Source organism: Actinoalloteichus caeruleus DSM 43889 (assembly GCF_000429185.2).
In the GTDB taxonomy this organism is placed as follows: Bacteria; Actinomycetota; Actinomycetes; order Mycobacteriales; family Pseudonocardiaceae; genus Actinoalloteichus_B; species Actinoalloteichus_B caeruleus.
In genome coordinates this window covers 2,392,947-2,412,623 of record NZ_AUBJ02000001.1, presented here as the reverse complement: position 1 = coordinate 2,412,623, position 19,677 = coordinate 2,392,947, and the positions used below count along the sequence as shown (strand labels likewise).

Sequence of the window (19,677 nt, the reverse complement as noted above, 5' to 3'; positions counted from 1 at the left end):
TGGACGGTGAGGAGCTCCGAGGTGGAGACGAACTGGGGCGCGCGGCGCAGGGTGCTCGGCGCGCTGGGCGCGGTGCTGGGAACCGGGGCCGTGGGCGTGCTGTTCTGGTGGGCCGGCGTGTTCTGGCCCCACCTGTCGGTGGAGGTGGTGGGAGTCAGCGGCACGGACGCCCCAGCCCTCGAACTCGAGGTCGCCAACGGTGGACCCCTGGAGACCGTCGTACGCCGGGTGACGTGGGCGGGGGCGGAACCGAGGGCCGAGGAACCCCCATCCGAGGTCGGGGTGATCGCCGCCGGGGGAGCCGCGCGCGTCGCACTGCCGCTGACGGGCTGCCCGCCCTCGGAGGGGGGAGGGGTGGAGGTCCTCGCCAGCGCGCCCGCGCTCGGCATGAACGTGCTGGAGTTCCCCCTCGTGGTGCCCGAGGCGGTGCTGGCCGAGGTCGACCCCGCCGGTCCCTGCGCAGAGTGAGCCACGGCCGGTCGTCCTGGGCCGCGCCGGCTCCCTGCGAACCGGGCCTGGTCAGGTCGAACGGATCGGACTCGCCCACAAGTCGGTGAAGGTGTCCCGGCGCGCCTCGGGCCCTCTCTAGACTGACGCTGCCCGGGTCGTCCGTTCCGGGGGCCCGGTCTGGTTCCTCCGGGTCGCGGCGAGCGCGAAGGGGTTTGGCGTTGCCCGGTTGGTTGACCGAGAAGCGCGGGCCGTCGGTGGGACGCCGGACGGGGGCCGTCCACCTGGGCCGGCTGTGCGCCGGGTTCGCCGCCGTCACGCTGCTCGTCGGGTGCACCGGTGCCGAGGGCTCCCCATCGGTCCACGTCGACGCCGTCGAACCCCTCGTGGTGCCCGCCGAGGGGGACGAGCCGCCGGCCGAACCGGTGCCGCTGGCCACCGACGCCCACCGGTCGAGCCCCGGCGTCGTCGCCTCGGGAGGGGCCAGCGCCCCCTACAACTACGGCCCCACCGTGTTGCGCGACGGCGGGCGGTACCGGGCCTGGTGGTGCAGCCAGGTGCCGTACTCCCCGCCGCCGGGGGACGACATCCTCCACGCGGAGGCCACCGAACCGGGCGGTCAGTACCGCGCCGCCGACGGGAGCCCGGCGGTCGCCGTCTTCTCGGGCAACCCCGGCGGTTTCGACGGGATGCACACCTGCGATCCGTCCGTCATCAAGGTCGACGGCGTCTACTACCTCTACTACACGGGCGCGCCGGGTGACCACGCCGACGGCAACGCGATCGGGGTGGCCAGCAGCCACGACGGTCTGAGCTGGACGCGGCTCGCCGAGGGGCAGCCGGTGGTGACCGCGGCCGAGGACGAGATCCGGGACAACGCCTACGGCGCGGGCCAGCCCGCCGTCCTCCACCTCGACGGCTGGTTCCACGTGATGTTCACCGACACCACGGCCGCCGCCGCCGGCTGGAACGGGGCCGGCCAGTTCGTCCTCCGGGCGCGCGACCCCGAGTTCCGCACCGATCTCCAGGCCCTGACCGAGGACGGTTTCCGCCCGGTGGCCTCCGCCGCCGAGCCCCGCACCTTCTCCGTGGTGGACGCCTTCAGCGCCGACTGGATGTGGGTGGAGGCGTTGGACGCCTTCGCCATCGCCCACCAGACCGAGACCGGCACCTCGATCACCTTCTGGGACCGGGAGTTCCGGTACCACCCCTACCAACGCATCCTCGTCGAGGGGCCCTGGCGGGAGGGACCGGGCCTGGTGCGCGACCCGCTCGGCCACGCTCCCACCAGCGTCACCGATCCCTGCGGTCGGGTTCCGATCGACCTGCTCCGGGCGACGACGGAGGAGACCGCGCCCACCGGCATCGCCCACTTCGGCCTCGACATCCACGGCATCGACGGGTGTCGCGATCAGGACCGCGCCGCCGCCGTCCTCGACGGGTTCGCCGTGCCCTCCCCCGAACGGACCGTCGACCTGGTGGTCGACGGGGCGCTCGTCCGGGTCGAACGCCGGTCGGTGGCCGAGCGGCTGGCGGTGCGGGTGCTGGACGAGCGGGTGCCGGCGCTGGAAGGGCTCCCCGTGATCGCGCGGGTGAACCCCGGTGCGACGGTGGTCAACGCGCCCGACCGCCCGCTGGCCCTGCTGCTCGAGGACGACCGGCTGTGGCCGGTGGTCGATCCGGAGGTGGCGGAGCTGAACGACTCCACCATCGTCGACACCTCCGTCGAGCGTTGGGAACGGCACGAGCTGGGAGCGGTGCTGCACGCCGGTAGCCGCTGAGGCGGCGGGTTCCGCCGCCGTCGACCCCTCCCGGTCGAGCGGCCGCCCCGGCCGGGATCCCGGTCGGGGCTCCTCGCGCGGCCGGGTGCCTCGCCGGGTCCTGCCGCCGTCCCGCCGCCCCGAGGGTGTCCCCGGCTTCCCGCCCTCGGCCGGTCGGGTCCGCGCGCGGGCCGGTGAGGAGCACGGGCCTCGGCTCGCGGCATGCTTCCCGGCCAGCGGGAACGGGCTGGACTGACCGCCGGCGGCCACCGCGCGGTGCGTTATCCTCGCGCCGTCGCGACTGGCGTGTACGAGGTGGAAACGACCACCGTGGAGCGAAGATCCCGGCGCCGCGCGCCTGGGTGCCGGGGCCAGGTACGAACGAACCCCCCAGGAGCCCTGATGCACCAGCCGCCACTGCCCAGCCTGGCCGCCACCGATCCGGAGATCGCCCACCTCGTGGAGGGGGAGGCCCAGCGCCAGTTCGACAAGCTCCGCCTGATCGCCTCCGAGAACTACGTCTCCCAGGCGGTGCTGGAGGCCTCCAGCACCGTGCTGACCAACAAGTACTCCGAGGGCTACGTCGGTCGCCGCTACTACGAGGGCCAGCAGTTCATCGACCCCGTCGAGACGCTCGCCGTCGACCGGGCGAAGGAGCTGTTCGGCGTCGAGCACGCCAACGTCCAGCCCTACTCGGGTTCGCCGGCCAACCTGGCCGTGTACCTCGCCTTCGCCAAGCCCGGCGACACGGTGATGGGCATGGGGCTGCCCTTCGGGGGTCACCTGACCCACGGGTGGAGCGTGTCGGCCACCGGCAAGTGGTTCAGCAGCGTGCGCTACGGGGTCCGTGCCGACACCGGCCGGGTCGACATGGACGAGGTGCGCGACCTCGCCAGGGAACACCGCCCCAAGCTGATCTTCTGCGGCGGCACCGCCATCCCCCGCACCATCGACTACCCGGCGTTCGCCGAGATCGCCAGGGAGGTCGGCGCGGTGCTGGTCGCCGACATCGCGCACATCGCCGGCCTGATCGCCGGTGGGGCGCACCCGTCCCCGGTGGGGCACGCCGACGTGATCTCCACGACGACGCACAAGACGCTGCGGGGTCCGCGTGGCGCGATGCTGATGTCGACGGCGGAGCACGCCAAGGCACTCGACAAGGCGGTGTTCCCCGGTCTCCAGGGCGGGCCGCACAACCACACCACCGCGGCGATCGCCGTGGCGTTGCGGGAGGCCTCGGCGCCCGCCTTCGGTGAGTACGCCCACACGGTGGTCGCCAACGCCAGGGCGCTGGCGGAGGCGCTCGTCGAGCGCGGCTTCGACCTGGTGTCCGGCGGCACGGACAACCACCTGATCCTGGTGGACCTCACCAGCAAGGGCGTGGCGGGCAAGCCCACCGCCAAGGCGCTCGACGAGGCGGGGATCGAGCTCAACTACAACACCGTGCCCTTCGACCCCCGCAAGCCCTTCGACCCGTCCGGGGTCCGGCTCGGGACCGCCGCGATCACCACGAGGGGCCTGCGGCCCGAGCAGATGCCCCGGGTCGCGGAGTGGATCGACACCGTGGTGACGGCGACCGCCAAGGGCGAGCAGGGCGAGGTGCTGCCCACCGTGTCCGCCGAGATCTCCGAACTGCTGTCCGGCTACCCGATGCCCGGCTGGGCGTGAACCCTCCCGGTCGGCCCCCGCGTGGCGGGGGCCGACCGCGCCGCTCCTCCTCGGGCGTTCCCCTCCGGTGCTCCGCGTCCTCCCCGCGCGCCGGCGGCCCATTCGGTACCGTCCTGACGCGGAAAACGGCACCGGCAATCGTCGAACTGTTTGCTCACTCAGACAACAATTCCGAGTGTTTTTTCGATTCGCGGTTTTCGTTCCCGAGAGCGCGTCTCCCGGTCGGGGGACCGGGCGGGAATTTAACCCGATAGGTGGTAGTGGTCGAATTGGTTTTCGCGGTGGTCGGGCCCTAAGCTGTCCCCGTCGCCAGGTGCCGAGCGGGGAGTCGACCACTACCCGGCGGACCGGCGCGGCGGCGGTACCGCGTCGACGCGACCTGGGGGACAACCTCGACGACGCTGGGCGGACCACGTCATCGCTGGCGGGGCGCTCCGGCACGTGCCCGGCCCGGTGTTCTCCGTTCCGGCGGCCGATTCCTCCGTCCCACCGTCCGATTGCGAACAGTCGATGACAACCGTCCTGCCCGAGGAACCCCGTTTTCCGGTCCCCCGTGGATGCCCGCTCCACCCGCCCCCGTGCTATTCGAATCAGCGGCGTCGTGGACCCGTTTCGCGGGTCACGCTCTGGAATGGGGCGCGGGCGTGGGTCGTTTCCCGGTACGAGGAGGTGAGGTCGGTCCTGCGGGACGAGCGGTTCAGCGCGGATCCGACCCGCCCCGGTTTCCCCGAGGTGGCTCCGGCCGTTCCGGTCGCCAGGGGGCTGAGCCTGGTGAACCTCGATCCGCCTGAGCACCGGCACTACCGGCTGACGCTGAGCCGCGGGTTCCTCCCCCGGGCGATGGAGGCACAGCGACCCGCGGTGCGCGCCGACGTGGGGCGGCTCCTCGACCGGGTGTGCGGGGACGGTCGTCCCTCGGACCTGGTGGCCAGGCTGGCCGTCCCCCTGCCGGCCCTGACCATCTCCCGCGTGCTGGGGCTCCCCAGCGGCGTCCGCCTCTTCTTCGAGCGGCACTCCGCTCTCATCCAGGCGACCGAACCGGACCCGGCGTTGCTGGCCGGGGTGCTCGGCGAGTTGCGGATGGCGATGACGGCGCTCGTGTGCGACCGCCGCGAGCAGCCGGCGGACGACGTGATCAGCCGGCTCGCCGTCGAGCACTGGGGTGCGGACCGGCTGAGCCGGGACGAGGTGGTCGCGCTGGCCACGATGGTCCTGCTGGCGGGGCACGAGACGACCTCCAACACGGTGGCGCTGAGCCTGCTCGCGCTGCTCCGCCACCCGGACCAGCTGGCCTGGCTCGCCGAGGATCCCAGTGAGGCCAGGGTGGCGGTCGCCGTCGAGGAACTCCTCCGGTACACCACGGCCGCCCAGTTCTTCCCCCGCCGGGTGGCCGTGGCGGACGTCGAGGTCGGCGGCGTGCGGATCCGGGCGGGGGAGGGGGTCCTGGTGCTGCTCGGGCCGGCCAACCGGGACGAGGACGTGTTCCCCGATCCCGACACCCTGGACCTGACCAGGAACTCCCGCCGCCACCTCGCCTTCGGTCACGGGGTGCACCAGTGCCTCGGCCACGCCCTCGCCAGGGTCGAGCTCCAGGAGGTGGTCGGTGCGGTGGCGCGTCGGCTGCCCGCGCTCCGGCTGGCCACCGAGGTCGGCGAGCTCGACTTCAAGGACGACGGCTTCGTCTACGGCATCCGCGCCCTGCCGGTGACGTGGTGAGCGCCGGACACCCGGGACGCGGCGGAACGGCCGGCGGCGCCGCGGCGGAGGGCCCGCTCCGGGTCGCGGTGGCCGTCGAGCGCTGCGTCGCCTCCGGCCAGTGCGCCCAGCTCGCCCCGGCGGTCTTCGACCAGGGGGAGTCCGACGGGGTCGTGGTCCTCCTCGACCCCGCTCCGCCGGCCGGCGAGGGGGCGGCGGTCCGGATGGCCGAGGAGATGTGCCCGGTCGGTGCCATCCGGGTTGGACCGCTCGCCGGACCGGGTGCGGACCACACGAAGGCGACCGAGCGGCGGCCGGCGGACGGCGCGGACCCTGCCCCGAGGAGGAACGGGGTCGGCGGTGGGCCCAGGGTTAACTAGGCTGCCCGACATGCCAGAAACACACCTTCGCCGCCGTGGGGCGCTGCGCGAGCTGCTGCGGGAGCGGGAGATCGACGCCCTGCTCGTCACCGACCTGCTCAACGTGCGGTACCTCAGCGGTTTCACCGGGTCCAACGCCGCCCTGCTCGTCCACGCCGGGGACTCGGCCGGGGACGAGTCCCGCACCATCTTCTGCACCGACGGCCGGTACCTGACCCAGGCCGGCGTCGAGGTCCCCGACCTCGAACGGATCATCGAGCGCCGCAGCGGGGCGGCCCTGGCGGAGCGGGCGTCGCGGGGCGGGTCGGGCGTCAGCCGGGCCGGGTTCGAGTCGCAGCACGTGACCGTCGACGGGTTGGACACCCTGGCCGAGGCGGCGGGGGCCGTCGAACTGGTCCGGGCACCCCAGTTGGTCGAGCGACTGCGCGCGATCAAGGACGAGGGCGAGGTCGAGGCGCTGCGGATGGCGTGCGCGGCCGCCGACCGGGCACTGGCCGAGCTGATCGCCGAAGGCGAGCTGCGGCCGGGCCGGACCGAGCTGGAGGTGGCCCGCGACCTGGAGCGCCGGATGGTCGCCAACGGTGCCGCCGGTCCGTCCTTCGACACCATCGTGGCGGCCGGGCCGAACTCGGCCGTGCCCCACCACCGCCCCACCGAGACGGTCCTGGCCGCCGGTGACTTCGTCAAGATGGACTTCGGCGCACTGGTCGACGGCTACCACTCCGACATGACCAGGACGGTCGTGCTCGGGGAGCCCGCCGACTGGCAGCGGGAGCTCTACGAGGTGGTGGCCCGCTCGCAGGCCGCCGGCAGGGAGGCGTTGGCGCCGGGGGTCCCACTGCGGGACGTCGACACGGCCTCCCGGTCGGTCATCGAGGATGCGGGCCACGGGGAGCGGTTCCTGCACGGTCTGGGCCACGGCGTCGGCCTGGAGGTGCACGAGGCACCAACGCTCTCGCAGCTGGGCAAAGGTACACTCGAGGAAGGTATGGCGGTCACCGTCGAGCCCGGCGTGTACCTCGCTGGCCGGGGCGGTGTGCGCATCGAGGACACGCTGGTCGTGCGCGAGGGCGGCCCCGAGCTCCTCACCCTGACCACGAAGGATCTCGTGGTCGTCTGACGCGACAGGCTAAGACCCGTATCGCCGCGGCCGTGCGCACCGCAGGGCCGCGGCACGCCCATGTACCGGCCCATGCTGGGGCCATGTATCACAGGAGAGACCACCACAGTGGCCAGCACTAACGACCTCAAGAACGGACTGGTGCTCAACCTCGACGGACAGTTGTGGTCCGTGGTGTCGTTCCAGCACGTCAAGCCCGGCAAGGGTGGTGCGTTCGTCCGCACCACCCTGAAGAACGTGCTGTCCGGCAAGGTTGTCGACAAGACCTTCAACGCCGGCGTGAAGGTGGAGACCGCCAACGTCGACAAGCGGGAGATGACCTACCTCTACCCCGACGGCGGCGACTTCGTGTTCATGGACGCGGAGACCTACGACCAGCTCCCGGTGCCGGCCGAGACCGTCGGGGACGCCGCCAAGTTCATGCTGGAGAACCAGACCGCCATCGTGGCGGTGCACGAGGGCACGCCGCTCTACGTCGAACTGCCGGCCTCGGTCGAGCTCGTCGTGAAGCACACCGACCCCGGGCTCCAGGGCGACCGCTCCACCGGGGGCAACAAGCCGGCGACCCTCGAGACCGGCGCGGAGATCCAGGTGCCCCTGTTCCTCAACACCGGGGACAAGGTCAAGGTCGACACTCGCGACGGTCGTTACCTGGGGCGCGTGAACTCGTAATGGGTGCCCGCAGCAAGGCCCGCAAACGCGCGGTCGACATCCTGTTCGAGGCCGACGTGCGTGGCGAGGACGCGGTGACCATGCTGACCGAGCGGATGGGCCACCCGGACCTGCCCCCCGTCCGGGAGTACACCGTGACGTTGGTCGAGGGGATCACGGCGAACCGGGCCAGGATCGACGAGCTGATCTCCCAGTACGCCGAGGGGTGGACCCTGGCCAGGATGCCGGCCGTGGACCGGGCCGTGCTCCGCCTCGGCCTCTACGAGCTGCTCTGGGCGGACGACGTCGACGACGCCGTCGCCATCGACGAGGCGGTCGAGCTGGCCAGGACCCTGTCGACGGACAACTCGCCGAGGTTCGTCAACGGAGTCCTGGACCGGATCGGGCGGATAGCCCACCGGTTGCGGGCCACCCGCTGACGGGAGCGGTGACCGGGCCCGCGAGGGGTGCGGGCCCGGTTCGGCTCAGTCCTCCTTGGCGGGCCGGGCCTCCGGCGGCAGCACACCCCAGTCGATGAGCTGCTCGGTGAGTTCGCCCGGCGACATGTCGTAGATGATGGCCAGCGAGCGCAGGTCCTCGGTGCGGATGGACAGCACCTTGCCGTTGTAGTCGCCACGCTGGCTCTGGATGGTGGCCGCGTAGCGGGCCAACGGACCCACCTTCTCCGCGGGGAGCTGTTGCAGCCGTTCCAGATTGATCACAATCTTGGTGGCTGGCTCCGCCCCGGACGGAACCCGCCCCTCAGGCAGCAGCTCCGCCACGGGGACGCCGTAGAAGTCGGCCAGCTCCGCGAGCTTCTGGACGGTGACGGCCCGGTCACCACGCTCGTACGACCCGACGACGACGGCCTTCCACCGCCCGCCGGACTTCTGCTCGACACCATGCAGCGACAGGCCCTGCTGCTGGCGGATCGCGCGGAGCTTGGCGCCCAGCGCCTTGGCGTAGTCGCCCATGTAGCGGTTCTCCGTTTCATTCGCCCCGTCAGCCGCTAGACAGGGCTGCGGGAAGACCTAAATCAATACGCAGAGTAATGGTCGCTCGGCAACGTCACTAGGTCAAGCTGATGACGCTGCGACGGCCGGGCGAGTTTGTGACACCACCCGGAAGATTGACACATCGCAGCCTGCTACTGTCCGGGGTGTCCGGCCCAGCCGGAGACCAGACGTCCTTTAATGACCCGTCCAGCGAGGCGGGGAAGGGGGTCCACTTCGTGGCGCCACGCACCCGCGCGGGCGCGGCGGACCAGGGCGAACAGCGCCAGCTGCTCGCCGCCGCCGACGTCGCGCGCACCATCGCCAGGATCGCGCACCAGATCATCGAGCGCACCACTCCCGACGCGGAGGACGCCGACCGGGTGCTGCTGTTGGGCATCCCCAGCCGGGGTGCCCCGCTGGCCCGCAGGCTGGCCGCGAAGATCGCGGAATTCAGCGGTGTGACTATTCCCACCGGCACCCTCGACGTGACCCTCTACCGGGACGACCTCCGCCGCCGGCCCACCCGGGCGCTCGAATCGACCAGCCTTCCGGTTGACGGCATCGACGACGCGCTGGTGGTCCTGGTCGACGACGTCCTCTTCTCCGGTCGCACCGTGCGGGCCGCGCTGGACGCCCTGCGCGACCACGGGCGACCACGCGCCGTGCAGCTGGCCGTCCTCATCGACCGGGGCCACCGCGAGCTGCCGATCCGCGCCGACTACGTGGGCAAGAACGTGCCGACCGCGCGGGACGAGGGCGTCTCCGTCCAGCTGCGCGAAACCGACGGGACAGACGCCGTCCTGCTGCGGAGAAGGGGAACGGAGACCAGCCGATGAGGCATCTGCTGTCCGCCAGCGACCTGGGGGGCGAGGACGTCGCCGCCATCCTGGACACCGCGGACAAGCTCAAACAGACCCTGCTCGGCCGGGAGGTGCGCAAGCTGCCCACGCTGCGGGGCCGCACCGTCGTCACCGCCTTCTACGAGAACTCCACCCGGACCAGGGTGTCGTTCGAGGTCGCCGGCAAGTGGATGAGCGCCGACGTCATCAACGTCTCGGCGACCGGGTCCTCCGTCGGCAAGGGGGAGTCGCTGCGTGACACCGCTCTCACCCTGGCCGCGGCCGGCGCCGACTGCGTGGTCCTGCGGCACCCGGCGTCCGGCGCCGCCCGCCGGGTCGCGGACTGGCTCGCAGACCACGGCACCTCCGTGGTCAACGCGGGCGACGGCACCCACGAGCACCCCACCCAGGCGCTGCTGGACGCCCAGACCCTGCGGGAGAGCCTCGGCGAGCTGACCGGCCGGCGGATCGTCATCGTCGGCGACGTCCTGCACAGCAGGGTGGCCCGGTCCAACGTGCGCCTGCTCCACCGCCTCGGCGCCGAGGTCGTCCTCGTGGCCCCGCCCACCCTGCTCCCGACCGGGGTGCGGGACTGGCCGGTGCGGGTGACCCACGACCTCGACGAGTCCCTCGAGGGCGCCGACGCGGTGATGGTGCTGCGCGTGCAGGCGGAACGGATGCACGGCAGCTTCTTCCCGTCGGCCCGCGAGTACGCCATCGCCTACGGCCTGAACGAGCGCCGGCTCGCGCGGCTGCCCGAGCACGCGCCGGTGCTGCACCCGGGCCCGATGATCCGGGGCATGGAGATCAGCCACGCCGTCGCGGACTCGCCCCGGTCGCTCGTCACCGACCAGGTCCGCAACGGCGTGCACGTGCGGATGGCGGTGCTCTACCACCTGCTGGCCGGAGAGGAGACCGCGGTATGAGCGGGACCGACGCGGGAACGACCCTGTTCCGGGGCGTCCTGCCCTACGGCGAGGGGGAGCCGGTCGACGTGCTCGTCGCCGACGGCCGGATCGCCGAGATCGGGCGGGTCACCCAGCGGGCCGACCGGGTGGTCGACGCCCAGGGGCTGGTGGCCCTGCCCGGGTTCGTCGACCTGCACACCCACCTGCGGGAACCGGGGCGGGAGGACACCGAGACCGTCCAGACCGCCTCGGAGGCGGCGGCCCTGGGCGGGTACACCGCCGTGTTCGCGATGGCCAACACCGACCCGGTCGCCGACAACCCCGTCATCGTCGAGTACGTCTGGCAGCGCGGCCGGGACGTCGGCCTCGTCGACGTCCACCCGATCGGGGCCGTCAGTGTGGGCCTGCGCGGCGAACGGCTCGCCGAACTCGGCGCGATGGCCCGGTCCCGGGCCGGGGTCCGGCTGTTCTCCGACGACGGCCACTGCGTGTCCGACCCGTTGCTGATGCGTCGCGCGCTGGAGTACACCCGGGCGCTCGGCGGGGTCGTCGCCCAGCACGCCGAGGACCCGAGGCTCACCGGTGGCGCCCAGGCGCACGAGGGGCCGGCGGCCGCCGAGCGGGGGCTGGCGGGCTGGCCGGCCCCCGCGGAGGAGTCGGTCGTCGCCCGGGACTGCCTGCTGGCCCACCACACGGGTGGGCGGCTGCACGTCTGCCACGTCTCCACCGCCGGCACCGCCGACGTGCTCCGGTGGGCCCGGGGCCGGGGTGAGGGCACGATCACGGCCGAGGTCACCCCCCACCACCTGCTGCTCACCGACGAGCGGCTGGCCACCTACGACCCGGTGAACAAGGTCAACCCGCCGCTGCGCACCGCCGCCGACACCGAGGCGCTGCGCACCGCCCTGGCCGAGGGGGTGGTGGACTGCGTGGCCACCGACCACGCGCCGCACGCCCCCCAGGAGAAGGACACGGAGTGGGCCTGCGCACGTCCGGGGATGCTCGGGCTCCAGACCGCGTTGTCCGTGGTGGTGCTGACGATGGTGGAGACCGGTCTGCTGGACTGGCGCGGGGTCGCCCGTGTGATGAGCGAGCGCCCGGCGGAGATCGCCGGGCTCGCGGACCAGGGGCGACCCCTCCGCGTCGGCGAGCCGGCGAACCTGACCCTGGTCGACCCCGAGGCCCGCTGGGTCGTGCGGGGTGGTGAGCTGGCCAGCATCGCCGACAACACGCCCTTCGAGGGCATGGAGTTGCCGGCCACCGTGGCCGCGACGATGCTCCGCGGCCGGTTGACCTCGCTAGACGGGAAGGTTCTCTCGTGATCCGACTGCTTCTCACCCTGCTGGTGCTCGCGGTGTTCGCGCTGTGCGTGTACGGCATGTGGCGCGGCTGGCAGCGCCGGGCCACTCGGCAGGAAGCCCTGCTCGGCGACTTCCCCGCCCCGCCAGCCGGCGCCCTCACCGACCCCGCGCTGCTGCCCGAGCTGACCGGCGTCTACGTCGGCGCCACCAGCGGTGGCAACTGGCAGGACCGCATCGTGGTCGGTGACCTGGGACACCGCTCGGTGGCCACCCTCCGGCTGCTGCCGGCGGGGCTGCTGGTCGACCGGGTCGCCGCCAGCCCGATCTGGATCGCCGCGGCCGACCTCGTCGACGCCCGGCTGGACAGCAAGCTCGCCGGCAAGGTCATGCCGGGTGACGGCCTGCTCGTGGTGTCATGGCAGCACGGCGAGTACGTCCTCGACCTCGCGTTCCGGGCCGACGACCGCGCCGACGACGAGACCTGGGTCGAGCGGATCCGCGCGGTGGCCGAGGAGAGCACCACCACCAGGACCACGCCGTGACGCCGCGCGCGAGCAGCGCCGCGGCGGCGGCCCCCCACACGACCACATCGGAGGTCCAGGCGCGATGATCGACCGTTCCGCAGCGGCGCTGGTACTCGAGGACGGCAGGGTGTTCCGGGGCGAGGCGTACGGAGCCGTGGGGCAGTCCCTCGGCGAGGTCGTCTTCTCCACCGGGATGACCGGCTACCAGGAGACGCTGACCGACCCCTCCTACCACCGCCAGATCGTGGTGCAGACCGCCCCGCAGATCGGCAACACCGGGTGGAACGACGAGGACGACGAGTCCCACCGGATCTGGGTCTCCGGCTACGTCGTCCGCGACCCCGCCAGGGTCCCCTCCAACTGGCGGTCCACCCGCTCGCTGGAGGACGCGCTGCGCGAGCAGGGCGTCGTCGGCATCGCCGGCGTCGACACCCGCACGCTGACCCGCCACCTCCGGGAGCGGGGGGCCATGCGGGCCGGGGTCTTCTCCGGCGACGCGGTGGCCGGTGACGAGGAACTGCTCACCCGGGTCCTGGGCTCCGAGGGCATGGTGGGAGCCGACCTCGCCGGCGACGTCACCACGAGCGAGCCGTACGTGGTCCCCGCCGTCGGCGAACGCCGGTACACCGTCGCCGCCCTGGACCTGGGCATCAAGTCGAACACGCCGCGCATGATGGCGGCCAGGGGCATGGAGGTCCACGTCCTCCCCCTGGGCACGTCGGCCGAGGAGCTGCTCGCCGCCGCGCCCGACGGGGTGTTCCTCTCCAACGGCCCCGGCGACCCCGCCACCGCCGACACCGCCGTCGCCCTGGCCAGGGCCGTGCTGGCCGCCCGGGTGCCGCTGTTCGGCATCTGCTTCGGCAACCAGATCCTCGGCCGCGCCCTGGGGCGGGGCACCTACAAGATGCGGTACGGCCACCGGGGCATCAACATCCCGGTCATCGACGTGGAGACCGGGCAGGTCGCGATCACCGCGCAGAACCACGGCTTCGCCGTCGAGGGCGAGCCGGGCGAGGTGTTCGACACCGACTTCGGCCCGGCCAAGGTCAGCCACTACTGCCCGAACGACGGCACGGTCGAGGGGCTGCGGTGCCTGGAGGCCCCCGCCTTCAGCGTGCAGTACCACCCGGAGGCCGCCGCCGGACCCCACGACGCGGCGCCGCTGTTCGACCGCTTCGCCGGGCTGATGGACCGCTCCGGGCGCTGACGCCCACACCTGACCACTGCACACCGACGGTGAGCCGGCTTCCGGTGACCGCGAGCTGACGACGAAAGAGGGGCGGGGCGAACCCGATGCCCAAGCGCGACGACATCTCCCATGTCCTGGTGATCGGCTCCGGACCGATCGTGATCGGCCAGGCGTGTGAGTTCGACTACTCCGGCACCCAGGCCTGCCGGGTGCTGCGGGAGGAAGGGCTGCGGGTCAGCCTGGTCAACTCCAACCCGGCGACGATCATGACGGACCCCGAGTTCGCGGACGCCACCTACGTGGAGCCGATCACCCCCGAGTTCGTGGAGAAGGTCATCGCCGCGGAGCGGCCGGACGCGATCCTGGCCACCCTGGGCGGCCAGACCGCGTTGAACACGGCGGTCGCCCTGGCCGAGCGGGGTGTGCTGGAGCGGTACGGGGTCGAGCTGATCGGCGCCGACATCGAGGCGATCCAGCGGGGCGAGGACCGGCAGCGGTTCAAGGACATCGTCCGGGACGTCGGCGGTGAGGTCCCCGGGAGCCGGGTGTGCCGCTCGATGGACGAGGTCCGCGAGTGCGTCGCCGAACTCGGGCTGCCGGTGGTGATCCGCCCCAGCTTCACCATGGGCGGTCTCGGCTCGGGCATGGCCCACACCGAGGAGGAGCTGGAGCGGCTCGCCACCATCGGCCTCACCGAGAGCCCGGTGCACGAGGTGCTCATCGAGGAGAGCGTGCTCGGCTGGAAGGAGTACGAGCTCGAGCTGATGCGGGACCGCGCGGACAACGTCGTGGTCGTCTGCTCCATCGAGAACGTCGACCCGATGGGCGTGCACACCGGGGACTCGGTCACCGTGGCGCCCGCGATGACGCTGACCGACCGCGAGTACCAGCGGATGCGCGACGTGGGCATCGCGGTGCTCCGCGAGGTCGGCGTCGACACCGGCGGCTGCAACATCCAGTTCGCGGTGAACCCGGCGAACGGCAGGCTGGTGGTGATCGAGATGAACCCCCGGGTGTCGCGGTCCTCCGCGCTGGCATCCAAGGCGACCGGGTTCCCGATCGCCAAGATCGCCGCGAAGCTCGCCATCGGCTACACCCTGGACGAGATCCAGAACGACATCACCGGCGAGACGCCGGCGAGCTTCGAACCGACCCTCGACTACGTCGTGGTCAAGATCCCCCGCTTCGCCTTCGAGAAGTTCCCGGGCGCCGACCCGACCCTGACCACCACCATGAAGAGCGTCGGCGAGGCGATGTCCCTCGGCCGCAGCTTCGTGGAGGCGCTGGGCAAGGCGCTGCGTTCGATGGAGACCAAGGCGGTCGGGTTCTGGACCAGGCAGGACCCGGCGGGCACCAGCCTGGAGGACACCCTCGCCGCGCTGGCCACCGGCCACGACGGCCGCCTCTACACCGTGGAGCGCGCGCTGCGGCTGGGGGCCACCGTCGACCAGGTGGCCGAGGCCTCCGGGATCGACCCGTGGTTCGTCGACCAGATCGCCTCGCTCGTCGAGCTGCGGGCCACGGTCATCGGGGCCCCGGTGGTCGACGAGGCCCTGCTGCGGCGGGCCAAGCGGTGCGGCTTCTCCGACCGCCAGATCGCCGCCCTGCGCCCCGAACTGGCCGGGGAGGACGGGGTGCGCGCGCTGCGCCACCGGCTCGGTGTCCGCCCGGTGTACAAGACGGTGGACACCTGCGCGGCCGAGTTCGCCGCGCGCACGCCCTACCACTACTCGGCCTACGAGGCCGACCCCGCCGCGGAGTCCGAGGTCACCGAGCAGCGGGAACGCCCGAAGGTCATCATCCTGGGTTCGGGCCCGAACCGCATCGGTCAGGGCATCGAGTTCGACTACTCCTGCGTGCACGCCGCGATGGCGCTGCGGGAGGCCGGCTTCGAGACCGTCATGGTCAACTGCAACCCGGAGACCGTCTCCACCGACTACGACACCTCCGACCGGCTGTACTTCGAGCCGTTGACCCTGGAGGACGTCCTGGAGGTCGTCCACTCCGAGCAGCGGTCGGGGACGGTGGCGGGCGTCGTCGTCCAGCTCGGCGGTCAGACCCCCCTCGGTCTGGCCCGGCGGCTCGCGGAGGCCGGGGTGCCGGTCGTGGGCACGCCGCCCGAGGCGATCCACCTGGCCGAGGACAGGGGCGCCTTCGGGGAGGTGCTCCGCGAGGCGGGGCTCACCGCTCCCCGGTACGGCACCGCCACCTCCTTCGAGGGCGCCAGGCGCATCGCCGACGAGATCGGGTACCCGGTGCTCGTCCGGCCCTCCTACGTGCTCGGCGGTCGGGGCATGGAGATCGTCTACGGCGAGGAGTCCCTGGCCAGCTACATCGAGCGGGCCACCGAGGTCACCCCGGAGCACCCGGTGCTGGTGGACCGGTTCCTCGACGACGCCGTCGAGATCGACGTCGACGCCCTGTGCGACGGCGACGACGTGTTCCTGGGCGGCGTGATGGAGCACATCGAGGAGGCCGGTGTCCACTCCGGCGACTCCTCCTGCGCGCTCCCCCCGATCACCCTCGGCCAGACCGACCTGGAGGAGGTGCGGCGCTGCACGGAACGGCTCGCCAGGGGCCTCGGGGTCCGTGGCCTGCTCAACGTGCAGTTCGCCCTGAAGGAGGACGTGCTCTACGTCCTGGAGGCCAACCCCCGGGCCAGCCGGACCGTGCCGTTCGTCTCGAAGGCCACCAGCGTCCCCCTGGCCAAGGCGGCCGCCCGGATCATGCTCGGCGCGACGATCGCCGAGCTGCGCGGGGAGGGGCTCCTCCCGGCCACCGGTGACGGGCTCGACCTGCCGGCCGACAGCCCGGTCGCCGTCAAGGAGGCGGTCCTGCCCTTCCACCGCTTCCGCACCCCGGAGGGGCACGGGGTGGACTCGCTGCTGGGGCCGGAGATGAAGTCCACCGGTGAGGTGATGGGGATCGACGTGGCCTTCGGCCCGGCCTTCGCCAAGTCGCAGGCCGCGTCCTACGGGTCGCTGCCCACCTCGGGCCGGGTGTTCGTCTCCGTGGCCAACCGGGACAAGCGCTCGCTGGTCTTCCCGGTCAAGCGGCTGGTCGACCTGGGCTTCGAGATCCTGGCGACCTCGGGCACCGCCGAGGTGCTGCGCCGGAACGGCATCGCCTCCACCGTGGTGCGCAAGCACTACGAGGGCAGCGGGAACATCGTCGACCAGATCAGGGCCGGTGAGGTCCAGATGGTCATCAACACCCCCTACGGCAACCACGGCCCCCGCGTGGACGGCTACGAGATCCGCACGGCGGCGGTCGCCAGGGACATCCCCTGCATCACCACCGTGCAGGGCGCCGCAGCGGCCGTGCAGGGCATCGAGGCCGCCATCAGGGACGACATCGGGGTCCGCTCGTTGCAGGACCTGCAGGCGGCGCTGCGGAAGGGACGCGCGTGACGGATCAGGACTCCGGCCGGCGGGAACCCTTCGGCCGTCGGCTCGCCGCGCTGCGCGCCGAGCGTGGCCCGCTGTGCGTCGGGATCGACCCGCACCCGGCGCTGCTCGCGGACTGGGGGCTGCCCGCCACCGCCGACGGGTTGGAGACGTTCGCGCGGAGCTGCGTGGAGGCCTTCGCCTCGGAGGTCGCGGTCGTGAAACCGCAGTCGGCGTTCTTCGAGGCGTACGGCGCGCGGGGCGTGGCCGTGCTGGAACGGGTGCTGGCCGACGTGCGCGCCGCGGGGGCGCTGGTCCTGCTCGACGCCAAACGCGGCGACATCGGCTCCACGATGGCCGCCTACGCGGCCGCGTACCTCGCGGAGGGCGCCCCGCTGGCCGCCGACGCGCTGACGGTCTCGCCCTACCTGGGGTTCGGGTCGCTCGACCCGGCACTGGCGGCGGCGAGGGAGACGGGCCGGGGGCTGTTCGTCCTCGCCGCGACCTCGAACCTGGAGGGCCCCGAGGTGCAACGGGCGGACGCCGGGTCGGGGACCGTCGCCCAGGGGATCGTGGACGCCGCCGGCCGGCACAACCCCGAAGGGGAGGGGCCGGGCGCGGTCGGCGTCGTGATCGGCGCGAACCTACCCCGGCTCGACCTGGACCTGTCGCGGCTCAACGGCCCGGTGCTGGCACCGGGTTTCGGGGCGCAGGGCGGCACCGTGGCGGACCTGCGGCGCAACTTCGGCGGGGTGCTCCGGCACGTGCTGCCGACCTCGTCCCGGGACGTCCTGCGGCACGGACCCGACGTGGCCGCCCTGCGGGACGCCGCACGGCGGACCAGGGACGCGGTGGCCGACCTGGCCGGCTGACCGCTGTCCCCCCGGCCCGGGGTGCGGGAGCGGGCCGGTACGGGCCGACCGGTGGTGGGAGCGCCCGGGCGAGCCCGCGCGCCCGGGGCACCGGGACCACCCCGTGGCGCGGGACACGCCGCCGGACGGGTGCCGCCGGGATGCGGGCGAGTGGGCCGGAGGTGGCCGGGTTCGGACCGGTTGTCGGCGGCGGATCGGTCGGTGGTCGGGAGGCGAACCGGACCATGTCCCGCTTTCGGCTGTGAGCGTGGCCACTTTCAACGGTGCCCAGGCCGCTCCTCGGGTTCGGGGTCGGGGAGTTCACCCCCGGCCACCGCTCCGCCGCTGGTGAGGCCGTGGGCGCGTCCCGGCCGGGTTGGCGGCGGGCGGCGGTAGCCTTCCGCGCCGCTCCTCGGGTCGGGCGCGGAGGGTGTACCAGCGGACGCCGCCGCCGGGGTCGAGGGCGCCCCGCCCCCCTTCCCGCCGGGGCCCGGCTGGGGCCGGATCAGGGCGGCGGGGAGCACGACAGCGCTCTGACCAGTCGAGACGTCCCGTGGCGTGTGTCGGGGCCTCCTGCCTCGTCCACCTGGTGGTCCCCTCCTCGGTGATGGCGGTGATCCGGTGCCCGGCGGTGGGCGCCGGACCGTGCCGCACCGCCGCGCCGGGCAGGTGCGTCACCCTTCCCTGATTCAAGATCATCTCATTTGGTGCCCGGGCCGCCGTCCGGCGGGATCCCCTTCGGACAAGATCCGTACCCTGGGTAACAACCGTCCGGAGGCGAGCGGTACGTTGTGCCGCCACGCCAGTTTGTTGGCGGTGTCCGGGCCAAATCGCCTGGATATGCCGTACCCGTGTTGTGCCGCGTCACGCGCGGTCGGTACGGTCGCGGCACCGATTCAGAGGAACCCACACCACGGAGGAGATCGTGGCCCTTCCCCAGCTGACCGAGGAGCAGCGGGCCGCAGCGTTGGAGAAAGCGGCTGCTGCCCGCCGTGCCCGGGCGGAGCTCAAGGAGCGCCTCAAGCGCGGTGGCACCAACCTGAAGGAGGTGCTGACCGCCGCGGACGAGAACGAGGTCCTGGGCAAGATGAAGGTGTCCGCCCTGCTGGAAGCCCTGCCCGGTGTCGGCAAGGTCCGGGCGCAGCAGATCATGGAACGCTTGGAAATCGCCCCCAGTCGTCGTCTCCGCGGACTTGGCGACCGTCAGCGCAAGGCGCTGCTCGCCGAGTTCAGCGCGGAGTGAGAAGTCCTGATCAGAGGGGTCGGCTGGTCGTCCTGGCCGGCCCCTCGGGCGTAGGCAAGAGCAGTGTGGTCGGCAGGCTTCGTGAGCTGCTGCCCGACCTGTGGTTCAGCGTCTCGGCCACCACCCGCCAGCCCAGGCCGGGCGAGGTGGACGGCCGGGACTACCACTTCGTCGGCCCCGACAGGTTCGACGAGATGATCGAGCACGGCGACCTGCTCGAGTGGGCCGAGATCCACGGCGGTACCCACCGCTCCGGCACCCCCAGGCAACCGGTCGAGGACCGGGTGGCCAGCGGCCGGCCGGCGCTCGTGGAGCTCGACCTCCAGGGCGCCAGGAGTCTGCGCGCGGTGCTCCCCGAGGCCCTGCTGGTCTTCGTCGCGCCGCCCAGCTGGGAGGTCCTGGTGGAACGGCTCGTCGGCCGGGGCACCGAGAGCCCGGAGGTCGTGGAGCGCCGGCTGGCGACGGCCCGCGCCGAGCTCGCGGCCCGTTCCGAGTTCGACGTGGTCGTGGTGAACGAGGACGTGAACAGCGCCGCCGAGCGGTTGCTAGCCTTGTTGACCGGGCCTGACCCGAGAGCAGGACACCGGAACACGGCGGACGCCTCGGACCACGGCCCCTGACAGACGTCCGCGCACCGGCCGCCACGGGCGACCGGCCGGCCCCGCGACCGTGGCACCGGCCCGGAGCACGCATGGCCGTCTAGAATCGGACCACACCGTC

General features: G+C 72.7%; 18 protein-coding genes and 1 riboswitch. Of the genes, 17 read left to right on the top strand and 1 reads right to left on the bottom strand.

The genetic code is table 11. The features are described from left to right. Nucleotides 1-21 precede the first annotated feature (21 nt). The 8 genes from G443_RS08625 to nusB all read left to right on the top strand — a co-directional run bounded on the left by G443_RS08625 (nt 22) and on the right by nusB (nt 8,161). Nucleotides 22-468, top strand: a complete 447-nt coding sequence (locus G443_RS08625) for a hypothetical protein (RefSeq protein ID WP_026418879.1) — start codon at nt 22-24, stop codon at nt 466-468. 200 nt (nt 469-668) lie between these two features. Beyond that, complete coding sequence (locus G443_RS08620; RefSeq protein WP_245588802.1) at nt 669-2,228, top strand: glycoside hydrolase family protein; 1,560 nt, start codon at nt 669-671, stop codon at nt 2,226-2,228. Between the two features lie 266 nt (nt 2,229-2,494). After that, a riboswitch (ZMP/ZTP riboswitch) is annotated at nt 2,495-2,578 on the top strand. 28 nt (nt 2,579-2,606) lie between these two features. After that, entirely contained in the window at nt 2,607-3,875 is a 1,269-nt protein-coding gene (gene glyA / locus G443_RS08615) for a serine hydroxymethyltransferase (RefSeq protein ID WP_211237534.1), read from the top strand. 669 nt (nt 3,876-4,544) lie between these two features. Continuing rightward, on the top strand, nt 4,545-5,591 hold the full coding sequence (locus G443_RS25420) for a cytochrome P450 (RefSeq protein WP_051313961.1): 1,047 nt from the start codon (nt 4,545-4,547) through the stop codon (nt 5,589-5,591). Continuing rightward, on the top strand, nt 5,588-5,950 hold the full coding sequence (locus G443_RS25415; RefSeq protein ID WP_081715435.1) for a ferredoxin: 363 nt from the start codon (nt 5,588-5,590) through the stop codon (nt 5,948-5,950). Before G443_RS25420 ends, G443_RS25415 begins: the two co-directional genes overlap by 4 nt. Nucleotides 5,951-5,960: 10 nt before the next feature. After that, nucleotides 5,961-7,070, top strand: a complete 1,110-nt coding sequence (locus tag G443_RS08600; RefSeq protein WP_026418875.1) for a M24 family metallopeptidase — start codon at nt 5,961-5,963, stop codon at nt 7,068-7,070. Between the two features lie 108 nt (nt 7,071-7,178). Continuing rightward, nucleotides 7,179-7,742, top strand: a complete 564-nt coding sequence (gene efp, locus G443_RS08595) for an elongation factor P (protein WP_026418874.1) — start codon at nt 7,179-7,181, stop codon at nt 7,740-7,742. Further along, nucleotides 7,742-8,161, top strand: a complete 420-nt coding sequence (nusB, locus tag G443_RS08590) for a transcription antitermination factor NusB (protein WP_026418873.1) — start codon at nt 7,742-7,744, stop codon at nt 8,159-8,161. The genes efp and nusB overlap by 1 nt, the downstream gene beginning before the upstream one ends. Before the next feature lie 45 nt (nt 8,162-8,206). Here nusB and bldD read toward each other — a convergent pair whose 3' ends face one another. Continuing rightward, nucleotides 8,207-8,695, bottom strand: a complete 489-nt coding sequence (gene bldD, locus G443_RS08585; RefSeq protein WP_016698573.1) for a transcriptional regulator BldD — start codon at nt 8,693-8,695, stop codon at nt 8,207-8,209. A gap of 257 nt (nt 8,696-8,952) precedes the next feature. Between bldD and pyrR the strand changes: the two genes are divergently transcribed. The 9 genes from pyrR to gmk all read left to right on the top strand — a co-directional run bounded on the left by pyrR (nt 8,953) and on the right by gmk (nt 19,577). After that, nucleotides 8,953-9,552 carry a bifunctional pyr operon transcriptional regulator/uracil phosphoribosyltransferase PyrR gene (gene pyrR / locus G443_RS08580; protein ID WP_026418872.1) on the top strand — a complete coding sequence of 200 codons (600 nt, stop codon included), beginning with the start codon at nt 8,953-8,955 and terminating at the stop codon, nt 9,550-9,552. Next, on the top strand, nt 9,549-10,481 hold the full coding sequence (locus tag G443_RS08575; RefSeq protein ID WP_026418871.1) for an aspartate carbamoyltransferase catalytic subunit: 933 nt from the start codon (nt 9,549-9,551) through the stop codon (nt 10,479-10,481). The genes pyrR and G443_RS08575 overlap by 4 nt, the downstream gene beginning before the upstream one ends. Then, nucleotides 10,478-11,785 carry a dihydroorotase gene (locus G443_RS08570; protein WP_026418870.1) on the top strand — a complete coding sequence of 436 codons (1,308 nt, stop codon included), beginning with the start codon at nt 10,478-10,480 and terminating at the stop codon, nt 11,783-11,785. Before G443_RS08575 ends, G443_RS08570 begins: the two co-directional genes overlap by 4 nt. Then, nucleotides 11,782-12,306, top strand: a complete 525-nt coding sequence (locus G443_RS08565; RefSeq protein WP_026418869.1) for a PH-like domain-containing protein — start codon at nt 11,782-11,784, stop codon at nt 12,304-12,306. The genes G443_RS08570 and G443_RS08565 overlap by 4 nt, the downstream gene beginning before the upstream one ends. Before the next feature lie 64 nt (nt 12,307-12,370). After that, a complete protein-coding gene (gene carA / locus G443_RS08560; protein ID WP_026418868.1) occupies nt 12,371-13,495 on the top strand; it encodes a glutamine-hydrolyzing carbamoyl-phosphate synthase small subunit in 1,125 nt (374 codons plus the stop codon). Between the two features lie 86 nt (nt 13,496-13,581). Then, a complete protein-coding gene (gene carB, locus G443_RS08555) occupies nt 13,582-16,887 on the top strand; it encodes a carbamoyl-phosphate synthase large subunit (RefSeq protein WP_026418867.1) in 3,306 nt (1,101 codons plus the stop codon). Further along, nucleotides 16,884-17,735 carry an orotidine-5'-phosphate decarboxylase gene (gene pyrF / locus G443_RS08550; RefSeq protein ID WP_026418866.1) on the top strand — a complete coding sequence of 284 codons (852 nt, stop codon included), beginning with the start codon at nt 16,884-16,886 and terminating at the stop codon, nt 17,733-17,735. Before carB ends, pyrF begins: the two co-directional genes overlap by 4 nt. Before the next feature lie 904 nt (nt 17,736-18,639). Then, on the top strand, nt 18,640-18,957 hold the full coding sequence (gene mihF, locus G443_RS08545) for an integration host factor, actinobacterial type (protein WP_026418865.1): 318 nt from the start codon (nt 18,640-18,642) through the stop codon (nt 18,955-18,957). Continuing rightward, nucleotides 18,954-19,577 (top strand): guanylate kinase, encoded by a 624-nt coding sequence (gene gmk / locus G443_RS08540; protein ID WP_081715434.1) that lies wholly within the window; start codon nt 18,954-18,956, stop codon nt 19,575-19,577. Before mihF ends, gmk begins: the two co-directional genes overlap by 4 nt. Nucleotides 19,578-19,677: the final 100 nt, after the last annotated feature.

What these genes read in the sequence shown, in the direction of transcription:
- G443_RS08600 (WP_026418875.1), top strand. Translation starts at nt 5,961, where the DNA reads ATGCCAGAAACACACCTTCGCCGCCGTGGGGCGCTGCGCGAGCTGCTG.
- nusB (WP_026418873.1), top strand. Translation starts at nt 7,742, where the DNA reads ATGGGTGCCCGCAGCAAGGCCCGCAAACGCGCGGTCGACATCCTGTTC.
- bldD (WP_016698573.1), bottom strand. Translation starts at nt 8,695, where the DNA reads ATGGGCGACTACGCCAAGGCGCTGGGCGCCAAGCTCCGCGCGATCCGC.
- G443_RS08575 (WP_026418871.1), top strand. Translation starts at nt 9,549, where the DNA reads ATGAGGCATCTGCTGTCCGCCAGCGACCTGGGGGGCGAGGACGTCGCC.
- G443_RS08570 (WP_026418870.1), top strand. Translation starts at nt 10,478, where the DNA reads ATGAGCGGGACCGACGCGGGAACGACCCTGTTCCGGGGCGTCCTGCCC.
- carA (WP_026418868.1), top strand. Translation starts at nt 12,371, where the DNA reads ATGATCGACCGTTCCGCAGCGGCGCTGGTACTCGAGGACGGCAGGGTG.
- carB (WP_026418867.1), top strand. Translation starts at nt 13,582, where the DNA reads ATGCCCAAGCGCGACGACATCTCCCATGTCCTGGTGATCGGCTCCGGA.